The 15,022-nt window shown below is 52.3% G+C and carries 11 protein-coding genes; 9 read left to right on the top strand and 2 right to left on the bottom strand.

Annotation, left to right across the window (positions count from 1 at the left end):
• Positions 1-338 precede the first annotated feature (338 nt).
• From gltB to BZG20_RS08785, 7 genes are all read left to right on the top strand, one after another.
• Complete coding sequence (gene gltB / locus BZG20_RS08815) at positions 339-4,805, top strand: glutamate synthase large subunit (protein WP_077578763.1); 4,467 nt, start codon at positions 339-341, stop codon at positions 4,803-4,805.
• Between the two features lie 12 nt (positions 4,806-4,817).
• Positions 4,818-6,230 (top strand): FAD-dependent oxidoreductase, encoded by a 1,413-nt coding sequence (locus BZG20_RS08810; RefSeq protein ID WP_077578762.1) that lies wholly within the window; start codon positions 4,818-4,820, stop codon positions 6,228-6,230.
• A 138-nt stretch (positions 6,231-6,368) separates the two neighbouring features.
• Entirely contained in the window at positions 6,369-7,064 is a 696-nt protein-coding gene (mtnN, locus tag BZG20_RS08805; RefSeq protein WP_046074047.1) for a 5'-methylthioadenosine/S-adenosylhomocysteine nucleosidase, read from the top strand.
• Between the two features lie 12 nt (positions 7,065-7,076).
• Positions 7,077-8,036, top strand: coding sequence for a cobalamin biosynthesis protein (locus tag BZG20_RS08800; RefSeq protein WP_046074046.1), 960 nt, complete (start codon positions 7,077-7,079; stop codon positions 8,034-8,036).
• A 12-nt stretch (positions 8,037-8,048) separates the two neighbouring features.
• Complete coding sequence (gene btuF / locus BZG20_RS08795; protein ID WP_101494444.1) at positions 8,049-8,897, top strand: vitamin B12 ABC transporter substrate-binding protein BtuF; 849 nt, start codon at positions 8,049-8,051, stop codon at positions 8,895-8,897.
• 20 nt (positions 8,898-8,917) lie between these two features.
• Positions 8,918-9,532, top strand: coding sequence for a TRIC cation channel family protein (locus BZG20_RS08790; RefSeq protein WP_046074211.1), 615 nt, complete (start codon positions 8,918-8,920; stop codon positions 9,530-9,532).
• 101 nt (positions 9,533-9,633) lie between these two features.
• Positions 9,634-10,197: a flavodoxin family protein gene (locus BZG20_RS08785; protein ID WP_077578761.1), complete on the top strand. Its 564-nt coding sequence runs from the start codon at positions 9,634-9,636 to the stop codon at positions 10,195-10,197.
• 113 nt (positions 10,198-10,310) lie between these two features.
• Here the strand turns inward: BZG20_RS08785 and tyrS are convergent, their stop codons facing one another.
• Complete coding sequence (gene tyrS, locus BZG20_RS08780; RefSeq protein ID WP_077578760.1) at positions 10,311-11,498, bottom strand: tyrosine--tRNA ligase; 1,188 nt, start codon at positions 11,496-11,498, stop codon at positions 10,311-10,313.
• Positions 11,499-11,742: 244 nt separating this feature from the next.
• Here tyrS and BZG20_RS08775 point away from each other — a divergent pair, with 244 nt between their 5' ends.
• Positions 11,743-13,065 (top strand): peptidoglycan DD-metalloendopeptidase family protein, encoded by a 1,323-nt coding sequence (locus tag BZG20_RS08775; RefSeq protein WP_077578759.1) that lies wholly within the window; start codon positions 11,743-11,745, stop codon positions 13,063-13,065.
• A gap of 77 nt (positions 13,066-13,142) precedes the next feature.
• On the opposite strand, the gene erpA is transcribed toward BZG20_RS08775, so the two are convergent.
• On the bottom strand, positions 13,143-13,484 hold the full coding sequence (erpA, locus tag BZG20_RS08770) for an iron-sulfur cluster insertion protein ErpA (RefSeq protein WP_021022145.1): 342 nt from the start codon (positions 13,482-13,484) through the stop codon (positions 13,143-13,145).
• Between the two features lie 213 nt (positions 13,485-13,697).
• Here erpA and hemL point away from each other — a divergent pair, with 213 nt between their 5' ends.
• Positions 13,698-14,990 carry a glutamate-1-semialdehyde 2,1-aminomutase gene (hemL, locus tag BZG20_RS08765; RefSeq protein ID WP_077578758.1) on the top strand — a complete coding sequence of 431 codons (1,293 nt, stop codon included), beginning with the start codon at positions 13,698-13,700 and terminating at the stop codon, positions 14,988-14,990.
• Positions 14,991-15,022: the final 32 nt, after the last annotated feature.

The following is a 15,022-nucleotide window of genomic DNA, read 5'->3' as shown; positions in this document are numbered from 1 at the left end:
ATATTATTCATCAAAAAAACCACAATAAATACTTTTACATCAGTCATTTACAATAAAGACATGCTTCTATTGCTATGCATAAAGGATGCATATAAAAATTTGACCTTTGCAAGGTTTACCGTTAATTTGGAAGGTCGCTGAATAGCGCTTTGCCTGTGTATTCTCTGTCAATCCATCGATAAAACAGTGAGTTAGAGTGTAAATCACCGACTTTTCTCGTTAAAAAATCACAACATAACGAGCGCACAGTCACAAAGCGAATCTGTTCAGAGTGGTCAGGAGGATCACGACAATAAATGCAATCACTGCGCGTAACGCAGTAGCAAGGGAGAATTGCAATGTCGCTGTACAACCCAATGCTGGAAAAAGATAACTGTGGTTTTGGCCTTATCGCCCATCAAGAGGGGGAGCCCAGCCACAAACTGGTTCGTACTGCTATCGCTGCACTTGACCGCATGACCCACCGAGGTGGCATCAACTCTGACGGCAAGACAGGCGATGGTTGTGGGCTACTACTGCAAAAGCCCGACCGCTTTTTCCGCCTTATTGCTGAGCAAAACCAATGGAAGCTGAGCCGTCTATATGCGGTCGGCATGATTTTTCTCAGTGCCGATCCGGCAAAAGCCCAACAAGCCAAACAACGCTTCGAGCAAGAAATCAACGCTGAAACGCTATCAGTGGTGGGATGGCGGACCGTACCGACCAACCCAGATGTACTCGGGGATATCGCCAAACAGTCTCAACCGGTCATTGAACAAGTGTTTATCAATGGTCCAGCAGGCTGGCGCGCACGCGATTTAGAGCGACGCCTGTATATTGCGCGTCGCCGTGCAGAAAAAGCCTTGGCAGACGATGCTGACTTTTATGTCACCAGCCTATCCACACAAACCATTGTTTACAAAGGGTTGTGTATGCCAGCGGATCTGCCTCGTTTTTACACCGATCTCGCGGATCTGCGCCTAGAGTCATCTATCTGCTTGTTCCACCAGCGTTTCAGTACCAATACTCAACCACGCTGGCCGCTCGCACAGCCCTTTAGATACCTTGCCCACAACGGCGAAATCAACACCATTGAGGGGAACCGTCAGTGGGCACGCACACGTGCATACAAATTTAACTCCCCTTTGTTGCCTGACTTACATCAAGCCGCCCCGTTTGTGAATGAATCAGGGTCTGATTCCTCAAGCCTCGACAACATGATGGAAGTTTTTCTCGCCGGTGGGATGGACTTATTCCGGGCTATGCGCTTACTGGTGCCGCCCGCATGGCAAAATCACCCAGATATGGATGATGAACTGCGCGCATTTTATGACTTTAACTCCATGCATATGGAGCCATGGGACGGGCCAGCGGGCATCGTGATGTCAGACGGCCGCTATGCCGCCTGTAATCTTGACCGCAACGGCCTGCGTCCGGCGCGCTATGTGGTTACCAAAGATAAGTTTATTACCCTCGCCTCCGAGATTGGGATCTGGGATTACGCACCTGACGAAGTGTCAGAAAAAGGCCGCGTGGGCCCGGGTGAGCTTTTAGTGATCGATACCCGCGAAGGGAAGATTTGGCACTCAGGTGAAATCGATGATGAGCTAAAAAGCCGTCATCCGTATCGTGAGTGGCTGGACCAACATGTCCGTCGTCTCACACCGTTTGAAGACTTAGATCCTGACACCAGTGAAGGCAGCCGTAACCTTAAAGACGCCCAGCTTAAGACCTATCAAAAGCTGTTTGGGATGTCGAATGAGGAAGTGGATCAGGTCGTCAAAGTGCTGGGCGATATTGGCCAAGAAGCCACTGGCTCCATGGGTGATGATACGCCAATGGCCGTATTATCGTCGCGTCCACGCTGTGTGAGCGATTACTTCCGGCAAAAATTTGCCCAGGTGACTAACCCACCGATTGATCCGCTGCGCGAGAACCACGTGATGTCTCTGGCCACCTGTATTGGCCGTGAAATGAATGTGTTCTGTGAAACCGATGGGCACGCCGAGCGGGTCGCGTTTAAGTCTCCGGTTCTTTTGTTCTCGGATCTGGTGCAACTGCTTGAGCTGGACGATACCTATTATCGCAACAGCATTTTAGATATTAATTACGATCCGAACGAAAAAGATCTTCATCAAGCCATCCTCGATTTATGCGATCAGGCCGAGCGTTGTGTCCGTGATGGCACCGTTCTTGTGGTGCTCTCTGACCGCAGTATCAATAAAGATACGCTTCCGATTCCTGCGGCAATGGCGGTCGGTGCGGTGCAAAAACGCTTGGTTAACCAAAACCTACGCTGTGATGCCAACATCATTATCGAAACCGGCAGTGCTCGCGACCCCCATCAATTTGCGGTGTTACTCGGGTTTGGTGCCACGGCGGTTTATCCTTACTTAGCCTATGAAACACTGGCGAACTTGGTCGATATTGGCGCCGTCGATAAGCCGTATCGCGATGTGATGGTCAACTTCCGTAATGGCATTAATAAAGGCCTTTACAAGATCATGTCAAAAATGGGGATTTCGACCATTGCCTCTTACCGTTGCTCGCAGTTGTTCGAGGCGGTTGGCTTGCACCAAGATGTGATTGAGCTTTGCTTTAAAGGCGTGGCTAGCCGCATTCAAGGGGCCAATTTTGATGATTTCCAACAAGATTTGATCAACCTATCTCGCCGAGCATGGATCAAGCGTAAACCGCTTGAACATGGCGGTCTGCTTAAGTATGTCCACGATGGCGAGTACCACGCGTATAACCCAGATGTGGTGACCAACTTGCAAAGCGCGGTGCGATCTGGCGAGGCCATGGATTACAAAACCTACGCTAAAACCGTGAATGAGCGTCCTGTGGCAACCTTGCGCGATTTAATGCAACTGAAAAAAGCGGCCTCACCGGTTGCGCTCGAGCGTGTAGAGCCGGCAACGGAGCTGTTCAAACGGTTTGACTCGGCGGCGATGTCTATCGGTGCCTTGAGCCCGGAAGCGCACGAAGCGCTGGCTATTGCCATGAACCGTCTAGGTGGCCACTCAAACTCCGGCGAAGGAGGCGAAGACCCACGTCGTTTCAATAGCGAACGCAATTCACGCATCAAACAGATTGCATCTGGCCGTTTTGGCGTCACCCCGCACTATCTGACCAATGCGGATGTGCTGCAAATCAAGGTTGCCCAAGGCGCGAAGCCCGGAGAAGGTGGACAACTGCCTGGCCATAAGGTGACGGCAGAAATTGCTAAACTGCGTTTCTCCGTCCCCGGCGTGACCTTGATTTCGCCACCGCCGCATCATGATATTTACTCGATTGAGGATTTAGCCCAGCTGATCTTCGATCTCAAACAAGTTAATCCGCAGGCACTCGTGTCGGTTAAGCTGGTTTCAGAGCCGGGCGTAGGCACCATTGCCACCGGGGTGGCCAAAGCGTACGCCGACCTAATAACCATCTCAGGGTACGACGGTGGGACAGGTGCAAGCCCGCTCACCTCGGTAAAATATGCAGGTAGCCCGTGGGAATTGGGGCTCGCTGAAACTCAGCAAGCACTGGTTGAAAACGGCTTGCGCCATAAGATCCGTTTACAAGTCGACGGGGGCCTAAAAACCGGTTTAGACATTGTCAAAGCCGCTATCTTAGGCGCAGAAAGCTTTGGCTTTGGTACCGCCCCTATGGTCGCACTTGGCTGTAAATACCTTCGTATTTGCCACCTCAATAACTGTGCAACTGGCGTTGCTACTCAGGATGAAACCTTGCGTAGTGAGTACTTTAAAGGCCTGCCCGAGCAAGTGATGAACTTCTTCAAAGGCCTAGGGGAAGAAGTGCGCGAGCTGCTGGCCGAACTAGGGGTGGAAAAGCTTACCGATCTGATTGGTCGAACCGACCTCCTTGAGGCGGTTGATGGCTTTACCGCCAAGCAACTGAAGCTCGACCTAAGCCATATTCTCGATGCACCAACGCCGTGGCCAGGTAAGACCTTGTATTGCAGTGAGCCTAACACGCCATTTGACAAGGCTGAACTTAACCAAGCCCTGCTTAGTGAGCTGGGTGAAGCTATTGCGGCCAACCACAGTGCCAGTGTCTACAAGTCTGTTCGTAATACCGACCGTTCAGTCGGTGCCAGCTTGTCTGGTGCGATTGCCAAGCGTTACGGCAATACCGGAATGGCAGCTAACCCGCTGGATGTCCAGCTGCAAGGTACCGCTGGCCAATCGCTCGGGGTATGGAATGCCGCGGGAGTGAACATCACCCTTATTGGGGATGCTAACGACTACGTCGGAAAAGGCATGAGCGGCGGACAGATTGTGATCCGGCCCCCTATCGGCTCAGCATTTGCCAGCCATGAGTCCACCATCATGGGTAACACCTGCCTATACGGTGCCACTGGGGGCAAATTGTTTGCGGCCGGTAAAGCCGGTGAGCGTTTTGCCGTGCGTAACTCAGGCGTCCATGCCATTGTGGAAGGCGCGGGCGACAATGCGTGTGAATACATGACGGGAGGCATTGTGGCCATTCTCGGTCGCACCGGGGTCAACTTTGGCGCTGGGATGACCGGTGGCTTCGCATACGTGCTGGATGAAGAGGGTGATTTTAACGGTCGTATCAACCCTGAGTTGGTTGAAGCCCTGTCTTTGGAGGCTTTGGCTATCCATCAAGAGCACTTACGTGGCCTGATAGCCCAACACTTCGAGCTGACCGGCTCGGATCGTGCACAACAGCTGCTCGATGACTTTGACACTTGGGTACACCGTTTCTACCTCGTCAAACCGAAAGCCGCTGATGTGAATACCTTATTAGGCCACCAAAGTCGCAGCGCTGCTGAGCTGCGCGTTCAGGCGCAGTAAAAGGAGGGACCCATGAGCCAGAACATCTATCAGTTTATTGATGTGCAGCGCATTGACCCGCGCAAAAAAGCGATTGAAACGCGCAAAATTGAGTTCGTTGAAATCTATGAACCCTTCACTGAAAAAGAGGTGTCAGCACAAGCGGATCGTTGTCTTGACTGTGGCAACCCCTACTGTGAATGGAAGTGCCCAGTGCACAACTATATTCCGCAGTGGCTCAAGCTCGCCAACGAGGGTCGGATTATAGAAGCGGTTGAGCTGTCGCACCAAACCAATAGCCTGCCCGAGGTATGTGGTCGCGTGTGCCCACAAGACCGTCTCTGCGAGGGTGACTGCACCCTCAACGACGACTTTGGCGCCGTCACCATCGGCAATGTCGAAAAGTACATCACGGACAAAGCCTTTGAGATGGGCTGGAAGCCTGACATGTCACACGTTGAGTGGACAGATAAAAAAGTCGCCGTGATTGGTGCCGGCCCAGCAGGACTCGCCTGCGCCGATGTACTGGTCCGCAACGGGGTAAAACCCGTGGTCTTTGACCGCTACCCAGAAATTGGGGGCTTGCTCACCTTTGGCATTCCATCTTTTAAGCTGGAAAAAGATGTGATGCGGCATCGTCAGCGTGTCTTTACCGAGATGGGGGTTGAGTTTCGCCTCAACACCGAAGTAGGTAAAGATATCGACATGCAAACCTTGGTCGATGACTACGATGCGGTTTTCTTAGGGGTTGGCACCTACAAGTATATGCGTGCAGGCCTCGCCAATGAAGATGCGCCCGGCGTCTTTGATGCGCTGCCCTTCTTAGTCTCCAACACCTATAAGGTGATGGCACTGGACAATGCTCCACCGTTCATCGATATGGCGGGGAAACGTGTCGTGGTGCTTGGAGGGGGAGATACCGCGATGGACTGTGTCCGTACCTCGATTCGTCAACAAGCCGCCAGTGTCACTTGTGCCTATCGTCGTGATGAGGAAAACATGCCTGGCTCGCGCCGTGAGGTCAAAAATGCCCGCGAAGAAGGGGTGAACTTTATGTTCAACCTGCAACCGTTAGGGATTGAAGTCGACGGTAATGGCAATGTTAGCGGCGTCACTGTGGTGAAAACCCAGCTCGGAGAGCCTGATGCTGCGGGTCGCCGCCGCCCAAAGCCAATTGAGGGCAGTGAGCATGTGCTGGAAGCGGACGCGGTGATCATGGCCTTTGGTTTTCAGCCACACGCGATGGAGTGGCTAGAACCTTACGATGTCGCCCTTGATGAGCGCGGACGAATCCAAGCGCCCGCAAAAGGTGATATCTTGTACCAAACTACGAACCCCAAAATTTTTGCCGGGGGCGATGCGGTGCGCGGCTCCGATTTGGTGGTGACAGCCATTGATGAAGGTCGCAAAGCAGCAGAAGGCATCATGGACTACCTAGAAGTATAGCGCGGGCGACGCTCCAGCGGTATCGTCCGACATCGTTCACGTAGACATCGATGCTATCTATCCAGAAGTGCCTCAAAGGAGGCACTTTTTTATTGCCTCATGTACACTAACGGCATTTACACGAACAGGATTATCAGCATGAAAATCGGCATAATTGGCGCCATGGAGCAAGAAGTCACTCTACTGCGCGACAAGCTGGAAAACAGCGCCACTCACCAAGAAGGCGGCTGCACCTTTTATACTGGCACTTTGCAAGGCCATGATATCGTGTTACTTCAGTCTGGCATCGGTAAGGTTGCTGCTGCCGTTGGTACCAGCTTGCTGCTATCACAATTCAAGCCTGACTGGGTGATCAACACAGGGTCGGCTGGTGCGTTTGAGCCCTCACTCAATCTGGGTGATGTGGTAGTGTCTTCCAAAGTCTGCTATCACGATGCGGATGCCACTGCATTCGGCTATCAAATGGGACAAGTGCCGCAGCAACCGGCGGTCTTCGAGTCCGATGAAGCATTAATGCAACTCGCAGAAAAAGCAGTGGACAGCCAAACACATGTGGTGCGTGGCTTGATCTGTACCGCCGATACCTTTGTGCACACCGATGCCCACCGCCAACATATCTATACCCACTTCCCAGATGCGGTGGCCGCCGAAATGGAAGCGGCAGCGATCGCGCAAGTGTGTGCCCAGTTTGCCACGCCTTTTGTGGTAGTGCGCGCCATCTCCGATGTCGTGGCAGAAAAAGAGTCACCCATGACCTTTGAAGAGTTTCTGCCGTTAGCGGCCAAAAGCTCATCGGCCATGGTGGAAAACATGATCGCAATGATCGACGCCTGATCACTCGACCCCATGGATGATTTGCTCAATCCGCAACAATGGATGATCTACGCCGCCGACCAAGGCCGCTTATGGGCGCTGTGGTTGGCGGTATTAGTGCACTGGCTACTCCCATTGCCCAGTCAATACTCTCCGTTTCAATACTGGCGACAGTATGCCGACTTGCTCGCGAGCCAAGTCAACAAAGATACAGACCCTAAGCGCCAGCGTAAGCTTGCCGGTGCGCTCGCCTTAATGTTGATGGGTGGCACCCTCGCCATTTTTTTAATCGCCACCCGAGAGCTCGTTTGGTCGCGTCCCCTGTTCGATGCCATATTGCTCTGGCTCGCACTTGATTGGCGGCCAATCGATAAGTTTGGCCACACCATCGCCCATGCGATAGACCAACATGACAAGGGCGCAGCGCGCGCGTTGCTCGCCACACGCGTCAATCGTGAAACCGAGTCTCTGTCATTGATCGGAATAGGAAAAGCGGGCGCGGAAACACTGCTTCTTGGCACAGCGCGGCACTGTGTTTGCGTGATATTTTATTATCTGCTCGCAGGCGGTGTGGGTGCCTTGCTATACACCAGCTTGGTACACCTTCACCGCGTTTGGACCCCAAGCCGCTTAAGCTATTACCCGTTTGGACTCGCCAGCGCCCGCTTATTGAACCTGTTGGATATAGTGCCAATGGGGCTGTTTGCTGTGATCGTGGCAATGAGCCGTCAACCTTGGTCACACCTAAAAACCGGCTGGCAGCAGGGCAGACGCTGGCGAACGCCTGGTTCAGGTTGGCTACTCGCGTGTGCAGGTAGTCGCTTCCAGCTCTCTCTAGGCGGCCCGGCTGTTTATCAAGGTACTAAGACCTTGAGAACCAAAATTGGCTATGGGGTCACCCCTGCTTGTTATCACCTTTTATTGCTGCGCTTGAAGTTAACCCACAGTGTTTTAATCTGGCTCGGGTTATGCTCCTTGGTTTTAATCGTTTAAGGACACTGATTGATGCCACGTTTTCGTGCCCTTTGTACCCTTTTTCGCTTGCAAGCCTGTTGGCTTGTCTTGGCCTTAACATGGATGCCTTTTGCTCACGCCACTCCGTTGCGAGTGATTAGTCTCGCCCCCCACGCCACAGAGCTGGCTTATGCCGCTGGGCTTGGCCCCAATATGGTCGCTGCAAGTGCCTACAGTGATTATCCGCAGCCGGCTCAGTCGCTCGAACGCGTGGCCAACTATCGGGGAGTCAAACTCGAACGCATTATCGCCCTGCAACCGGATCTTATTTTAGCTTGGCGCGGCGGGAATCCGCCCAAACCTCTGGAAGCCTTGGCGGAATTAGGCTTTACCATCCGTTACCTCAACCCAGACACGCTCAGTGATATTGGTCAGTTTATTCGCGAGCTAGGTCATTATAGCGAGAGCCCAGACATCGCCACACGCAATGCTAACGCCTTTGATCAAAAGCTGGCGCAATTAAACGCCCAGTACCGCAGTGCAGAGCCCGTTCCCTACTTTTACTTACTCAGTGACACGCCACTGATGACCGCCAGTAACCGAGCCTGGCCGAGTCAGTTATTTCGTTTATGTGGAGGGAAAAATATCTTCGCCGACAGCCCCGCCGCCTATCCACAAGTCAATATGGAACAAGTCATCACACGTGCCCCCAAAGTGCTTTTCCACACAGGTGAGCAGCTACCAGACAGTTGGCATTCAATGGCTGAGTTGCTGCCTAAGGCGACGCGCCAGTTTACTTGGTCACTTAACCCGGATTGGCTCACTCGCGCGACCCCTCGTGCATTAAACGCCGCCGAGCAAATTTGTACCGCCCTCGATGAAGTCCGTCAGGCACAATAGGATTTAGCATGACTCAGACCATGATTTTGTATTTATTCGACTTATTCGGTACGGCCGTGTTCGCAATTTCCGGGGTGCTGGTGGCGGGCCGTCTGCGTATGGATCCCTTTGGCGTGGTCGTTCTCGCCTGTGCAACCGCCATTGGCGGCGGGACAGTGCGAGATATGGCGATGGGCGCCACACCTGCGTTTTGGATCACCGACACCACCTATATCTGGGTGATTTTAGCCACCTGTGTGGCCACTATGCTACTTATCCGTCACCCTCGCCGTCTCCCCTGGTACGTGCTGCCTTGTGCCGATGCCATTGGGTTGGCGGTCTTTGTGGGTATCGGTGTCGATAAAGCCCTGAGTTATGGCGCATCTCCCTTGGTAGCGGTGATCATGGGCGTGATCACCGCGTGTGGCGGCGGCATTATTCGTGATGTGCTCGCGCGCGAAGTACCTATGGTGCTGAGAACAGAAGTGTATGCCACTGCCTGTATTGCTGGCGGCATCGTTCATACCCTCGCCGTTCAAGTCAGCCCGGGCTCTGTGACTGCCTCTATTGTGGGTATGGTCACCACACTATTGATTCGCTTAGCGGCGATCCGCTGGCATTTGTCCTTGCCACCGTTCGCGCTAGACAGGTCTTAAAAGCCATTATTGGGACAGTATGCCGAGCCTGAATAGACAGTGGTTGAAATTTAGACAACACACCCTAAGGTCTGACGTACAGTCTCAGTAAAGGAGCCACTATGATCAGCATTGCCATTATTTATCATTCTGTCGACGATCATACTCATGCGCTAGCCACCACGATTGCGGAAGGCATTCATGCCGGCGATGCCGAACCTGTGGTTTACCGCATTGAGCCAGACATGATTGAAAACGGACGCTTTGTCGATGACAAGGTGTTTGAAAAGCTTAAAGACGTTGATGCGATTATCTTCGGTGCGCCAACCTACATGGGTGGACCGAGCGCCCAATTTAAGGCGTTTGCCGATGCCTCTAGCCCCACCTGGGAGCGCCAAGACTGGCGAGGAAAGTACGCGGCTGGCTTTACGGTGGGCACCTACCCAGGAGGTGACCAGCCACAGACACTGCAGTATTTCCAAACCTTAGCCAGCCAGCATGACATGCTGTGGTTAAGTCTAGGTCGCGCCAACATAGGGGTGGAAAAGATTAATCCAAGTGGTACAAGCCTTGGGGTGACTGCACACACGCCAGAAGATGATCAACCTAACGAAGCCTGCCTACAAACGGCGTTTTATCTTGGTCAACACATGGTACGTGCACTAAAAGGCGTTTGGCACACCTAGTGGCTAAGCGCCAGTCCCACTATCGGTGTTGAGTATTTGATATAAAAAACCCTCGCGTCATGCGAGGGTTTTGCACTCTCAGTGGCTGCTGAATACGCCAGCTAGGGTGCGGTTTAGCTGAGCGTCACCCGAGCAAACTTGCGTTTTCCCACTTGGTAAACGGCTTCACCCGCGGCAGGCACTAACTTGGTATCTTCGACTTTTTCGCCATCAATTTTCACCGCGCCTTGGCGAACCATACGCAGCGCATCGGAGGTGGAGTTAACCAACCCCGCCTCTTTTAATAGGTTAGCAATCGCCATACCTTGCTCGAAGGTGAAGCTTGGCATTTCATCCGGCATCGCGCCTTTTTGGAAGCGATTGACGAACGTTTGCTCAGCGGCATCGGCGTCGGCTTCGGAGTGGAAACGCGCGATGATTTCTTTGGCTAGCAGAATCTTAATATCACGTGGGTTTTTACCCGCTTGTACGTCCTGCTTAAATTGGACGATTTCCTCGAGGGGACGGAAAGACAGCAGCTCATAGTAATCCCACATCAGATCGTCAGAAATCGACATGATTTTACCGAACATATCATCCGGGCGTTCGCTCACACCAATGTAGTTGTGTGCTGACTTCGACATCTTTTTAACGCCATCTAACCCAACCAGCAGTGGCATGGTCATCACCACTTGCGGCTTCTGTCCTGCTTGCTTTTGTAGCTCACGCCCCATCAGCAAATTGAACTTTTGGTCAGTGCCGCCCAGCTCAACGTCAGCTTCCAGTGCCACCGAATCGTGCCCTTGAAGCAGTGGGTAGATAAACTCATGGATAGCAATGGCTTGGTTGCTGGTATAACGCTTTTTAAAGTCATCACGCTCAAGCATGCGAGCCACGGTCGAGCTTGCCGCCAAACGGATCATGCCATCTGTGCCCAGCTCCCCTAGCCATTTCGAGTTGAATTCGATACGCGTTTTCGCCGGATCCAGAATTTTGAACACCTGCTCTTTATAGGTCTCTGCATTTTGCAGCACCTGTTCACGTGTCAATGGTGGACGGGTAGTATTTTTACCACTTGGATCACCCACCATACCGGTATAATCACCAATCAAGAAGATCACTTCGTGGCCAAGCGCTTGAAAAGCTCGCAGCTTATTAAGGATCACTGTATGACCCAGGTGGATATCGGGTGCGGTGGGGTCCGCGCCAAGTTTGATGCGAAGAGGACGATCCTCTTTCAGCTTTGCCACCAGCTCGTCTTCCGGGATTACTTCATCTACGCCACGTTTTAGTTCTGCTAGCGCAGCTTCCAGGCTCGCCATAGTCTCTTGCTCCTACCCAATAGGCAAAAATGTGATAAACCGACATACTACTCGAATAGCGACAGTTTTTGAAACCAGTTAAACTGATAGAGTGTGTACAGGGTGCGCGCAGCGGCTGCCGTCAAAAGATGTTTGTGGTCTTTGTGTCAGCCGTGTCAAATCTACTTCAGGGCATCATCCCCAATAAAACCGATTGGGTGTCTGACTGTCATAACTTTATTCGTAGTGATTCAACATAGTCTTCATGCCGTTAAATAAACTCGCAGCCTTACCTAAGTTACATAAACTCGTTATCGGTGCATTGAGCGCATTCATTGTCTTATTAATCTTGGTACCAGACGGCGCCGATACGCCGCGCCCTAAACCTAATTTCGAACCGGGTAAACATTACCCGTTACCAGTTAAAGCTGTCTCATTACTGCCTCCCAAAGAAGAGATGCCCGCGCAGTTTAAGCGCAATATCAACTGGCAAACCTATGAAGTGCAGCCTGGCGAGAGCATGGCGCTACTGTTCAGCCGTGCGGGGTTAAGCCCAACGACCCTTTATCGCCTTGTGAATGCCGACGAAAGAACGCAAACCCTCGCTTACTTAAATCCAGGCGATGAAGTACGCCTAGGGGTAGACGATGACGGCGAACTGGTGCAGCTCATTCAGCCTCGAGGCAGTAATGAAACGCTGATCGTCAACAAAATTGATGATAGCTATCAATCACGTATTGAAACCAAGCACGTGGATACGCAGCTAAACTTTGCGCGCGCGACCATCAAGTCAAACTTCTGGCAAGCAGCCTCGGATGCTGGATTAAACCCAAATCAGATCATGCAATTGGCGGGGATCTTTGGTTGGGATGTGGATTTTGCCCTTGATATTCGCAATGGTGATAGCTTCTCCGTGTTGTATGAAGAAGAGTTTGTGGAAGGGGAGCATATTGGCAGTGGTAATATCCTCGCCGCGACCTTCACTAACCGAGGAGATACCTTTACGGCAGTACGCGCAAAAAATGGTAAGTACTACACGCCGAGTGGTAAAGCGATGAAAAAAGCGTTTTTACGCTCACCGGTTAACTTCCGCTATGTTAGCTCAAACTTCAACCCACGTCGTTTGCACCCGGTCACTGGTCGTGTAAAGCCTCACCGTGGTACCGACTATGTTGCGCCAGTGGGTACCCCCATTAAAGCAGCTGGGGACGGCGTGGTGATGAAAGCCTCGTATAACCGCTTCAACGGCAACTATGTGTTTATCCGCCACAGCTCGACCTATATCACCAAATATTTGCACCTGACCAAGCGTAAAGTGAAAACCGGCCAGCGAGTCAAACAAGGGGATATCATTGGTACGCTAGGCTCAACAGGGCGCGTGACGGGCGCACACTTGCACTATGAGTTTCTCGTCCATGGGGTACACAAAAACCCGCGGACGGTAAAGCTGCCTGAGGCGAAGTCGTTGCAAGGCGAACAGAAAAAGGCGTTTGTGCGACTGGCCGAATCGCGTATGGCTCAGCTAAGTAAGTTTAATCAGTTACTGGCCACCGTGGGCAGCTTGAATCATTACAACCGAGGTGGCTAATCGCCTTGGCGCATAAAAAACGGCGCTCAAAGGCGCCGTTTTTTTATCTCAAAAAGCTGAACGTCGCCATAAAAAGGTTAGACGCTAAACGATGCACCACAGCCACAGGTGGTCGTGGCATTGGGGTTATCAATGAAAAAGCGCGATCCTTCAAGGCCCTCGGTGTAGTCGACCTTACCGCCCATCAGGTACTGTAAGCTCATAGGATCAACCACCAGCATCACGCCGCTTTTTTCGATCTCCATATCCCCTTCATTGACGTTTTCATCGAAGGTAAAACCATATTGGAAGCCGCTACAGCCACCACCGGTGATATAGACGCGCAACTTCAGGTTGGGGTTTTCTTCTTCCTGAATCAGCGTCTTTACCTTGGTTGCCGCGGCCTCAGAAAACTCTAACGGCAAAGGTGCTTCGCTCATTGTTACCTCACATGCTCTTTGTGCTAAGTATGGGATTATCTAATACCTGAGTAAAGTGTTCAAGTATTGCGCGTTTGATCGCAACTGTGATCAGTACGTATTAATTGCCAATCTTGTCTTAACGAAATCATACTCTACCTCGCCAGTGTTCCGTATCTTTGGTTAAAATACGCCAACGCAATTTAGGCCAAGCCTTACCAAACAGGATATGTCATGACCAAATCAGCACAACTTTTTCAACAAGCTAGACGCACCATTCCCGGTGGCGTGAATTCTCCCGTGCGTGCTTTTGCCGGTGTCGGCGGCGACCCTGTCTTCATGGAGCGTGCCGACGGCGCTTACATTTTTGATGCCGACGGCAAAGCCTATATCGATTTTGTCGGCTCATGGGGCCCGATGATCTTAGGCCATAATCACAGTGCTATCCGCGAAGCCGTGGTGGATGCCGCACAGCGTGGCCTCAGCTTTGGTGCGCCAACCGAGAGTGAAACAACCTTGTCGGAGCTGGTTGCAGAACTAGTGCCTTCGATGGAAATGGTACGCATGGTGAACTCAGGCACTGAGGCGACCATGAGCGCTATTCGTCTTGCGCGCGGATTTACCAAACGCGATAAGTTCATTAAATTTGAGGGCAACTATCACGGCCATGGCGATTGCTTGCTGGTCAAAGCGGGCTCTGGTGCCCTCACCCTCGGTGAGCCCAACTCGCCAGGAGTGCCGGCCGACTTTGCCAAGCACACACTGACCTGCACCTATAACGATCTTGAGTCGGTACGCCACACATTCGAAACTTACCCTGAAGATGTTGCCTGTATCATTGTTGAGCCGGTATCGGGCAACATGAACTGTGTGCCGCCGCAACCGGGTTTCTTACAAGGCCTGCGCGAGCTGTGCGATGAGTTCGGTGCCTTACTGATTTTTGATGAAGTCATGACTGGCTTCCGCGTGGCATTAGGTGGCGCACAAGCTTACTACGACGTAAAACCTGACTTAACCACACTGGGTAAAATTGTCGGTGGTGGTATGCCGGTGGGTGCCTTTGGCGGACGTCGCGAAGTGATGGAATACTTGGCACCGACAGGTCCGGTATACCAAGCGGGAACACTGGCGGGGAACCCCGTCGCCATGGCGGCCGGGCACGCCTGTTTGTCTGAGCTACGTCAGCCAGGTAACCACGATTACTTGACCCATGTTACCCATCAGCTCGCAGAAGGGTTTAAGTCCTTGGCAGACAAACACGGTATTGCGCTGACCACCAACCAAGCAGGCGCGATGTTTGGCTTCTTCTTCACCGAGCAAGAGACCGTCACCTGCTTTAAAGATGTGCAACAGTGTGACACCGAGCGCTTCAAGCGTTTCTTCCACTTAATGCTCGAGCAAGGGGTCTACTTGGCACCTTCCGCGTTTGAGGCCTGCTTTACCTGCTTAGCTCACGGTCAAAAAGAAGTGGACGCTACGCTCGCCGCGGCCGATCACGCTTTCGCGACATTGGCGGCTGACGCGTAACCCCATTACGGCATCAGCGCGTATTTGCCCAG

The organism is Salinivibrio sp. IB868 (assembly GCF_001995655.1).
GTDB lineage: Bacteria > Pseudomonadota > Gammaproteobacteria > Enterobacterales > Vibrionaceae > Salinivibrio > Salinivibrio siamensis.
Note: the sequence above shows the minus strand (reverse complement) of the source record. Positions and strands in the feature narration are given on the sequence as shown.

Coding starts and splice junctions, on each gene's coding strand:
- gltB (WP_077578763.1), top strand. CDS start 339: ATGTCGCTGTACAACCCAATGCTGGAAAAAGATAACTGTGGTTTTGGC.
- BZG20_RS08810 (WP_077578762.1), top strand. CDS start 4,818: ATGAGCCAGAACATCTATCAGTTTATTGATGTGCAGCGCATTGACCCG.
- mtnN (WP_046074047.1), top strand. CDS start 6,369: ATGAAAATCGGCATAATTGGCGCCATGGAGCAAGAAGTCACTCTACTG.
- BZG20_RS08800 (WP_046074046.1), top strand. CDS start 7,077: ATGGATGATTTGCTCAATCCGCAACAATGGATGATCTACGCCGCCGAC.
- btuF (WP_101494444.1), top strand. CDS start 8,049: ATGCCACGTTTTCGTGCCCTTTGTACCCTTTTTCGCTTGCAAGCCTGT.
- BZG20_RS08790 (WP_046074211.1), top strand. CDS start 8,918: ATGATTTTGTATTTATTCGACTTATTCGGTACGGCCGTGTTCGCAATT.
- BZG20_RS08785 (WP_077578761.1), top strand. CDS start 9,634: ATGATCAGCATTGCCATTATTTATCATTCTGTCGACGATCATACTCAT.
- tyrS (WP_077578760.1), bottom strand. CDS start 11,498: ATGGCGAGCCTGGAAGCTGCGCTAGCAGAACTAAAACGTGGCGTAGAT.
- BZG20_RS08775 (WP_077578759.1), top strand. CDS start 11,743: ATGCCGTTAAATAAACTCGCAGCCTTACCTAAGTTACATAAACTCGTT.
- erpA (WP_021022145.1), bottom strand. CDS start 13,484: ATGAGCGAAGCACCTTTGCCGTTAGAGTTTTCTGAGGCCGCGGCAACC.
- hemL (WP_077578758.1), top strand. CDS start 13,698: ATGACCAAATCAGCACAACTTTTTCAACAAGCTAGACGCACCATTCCC.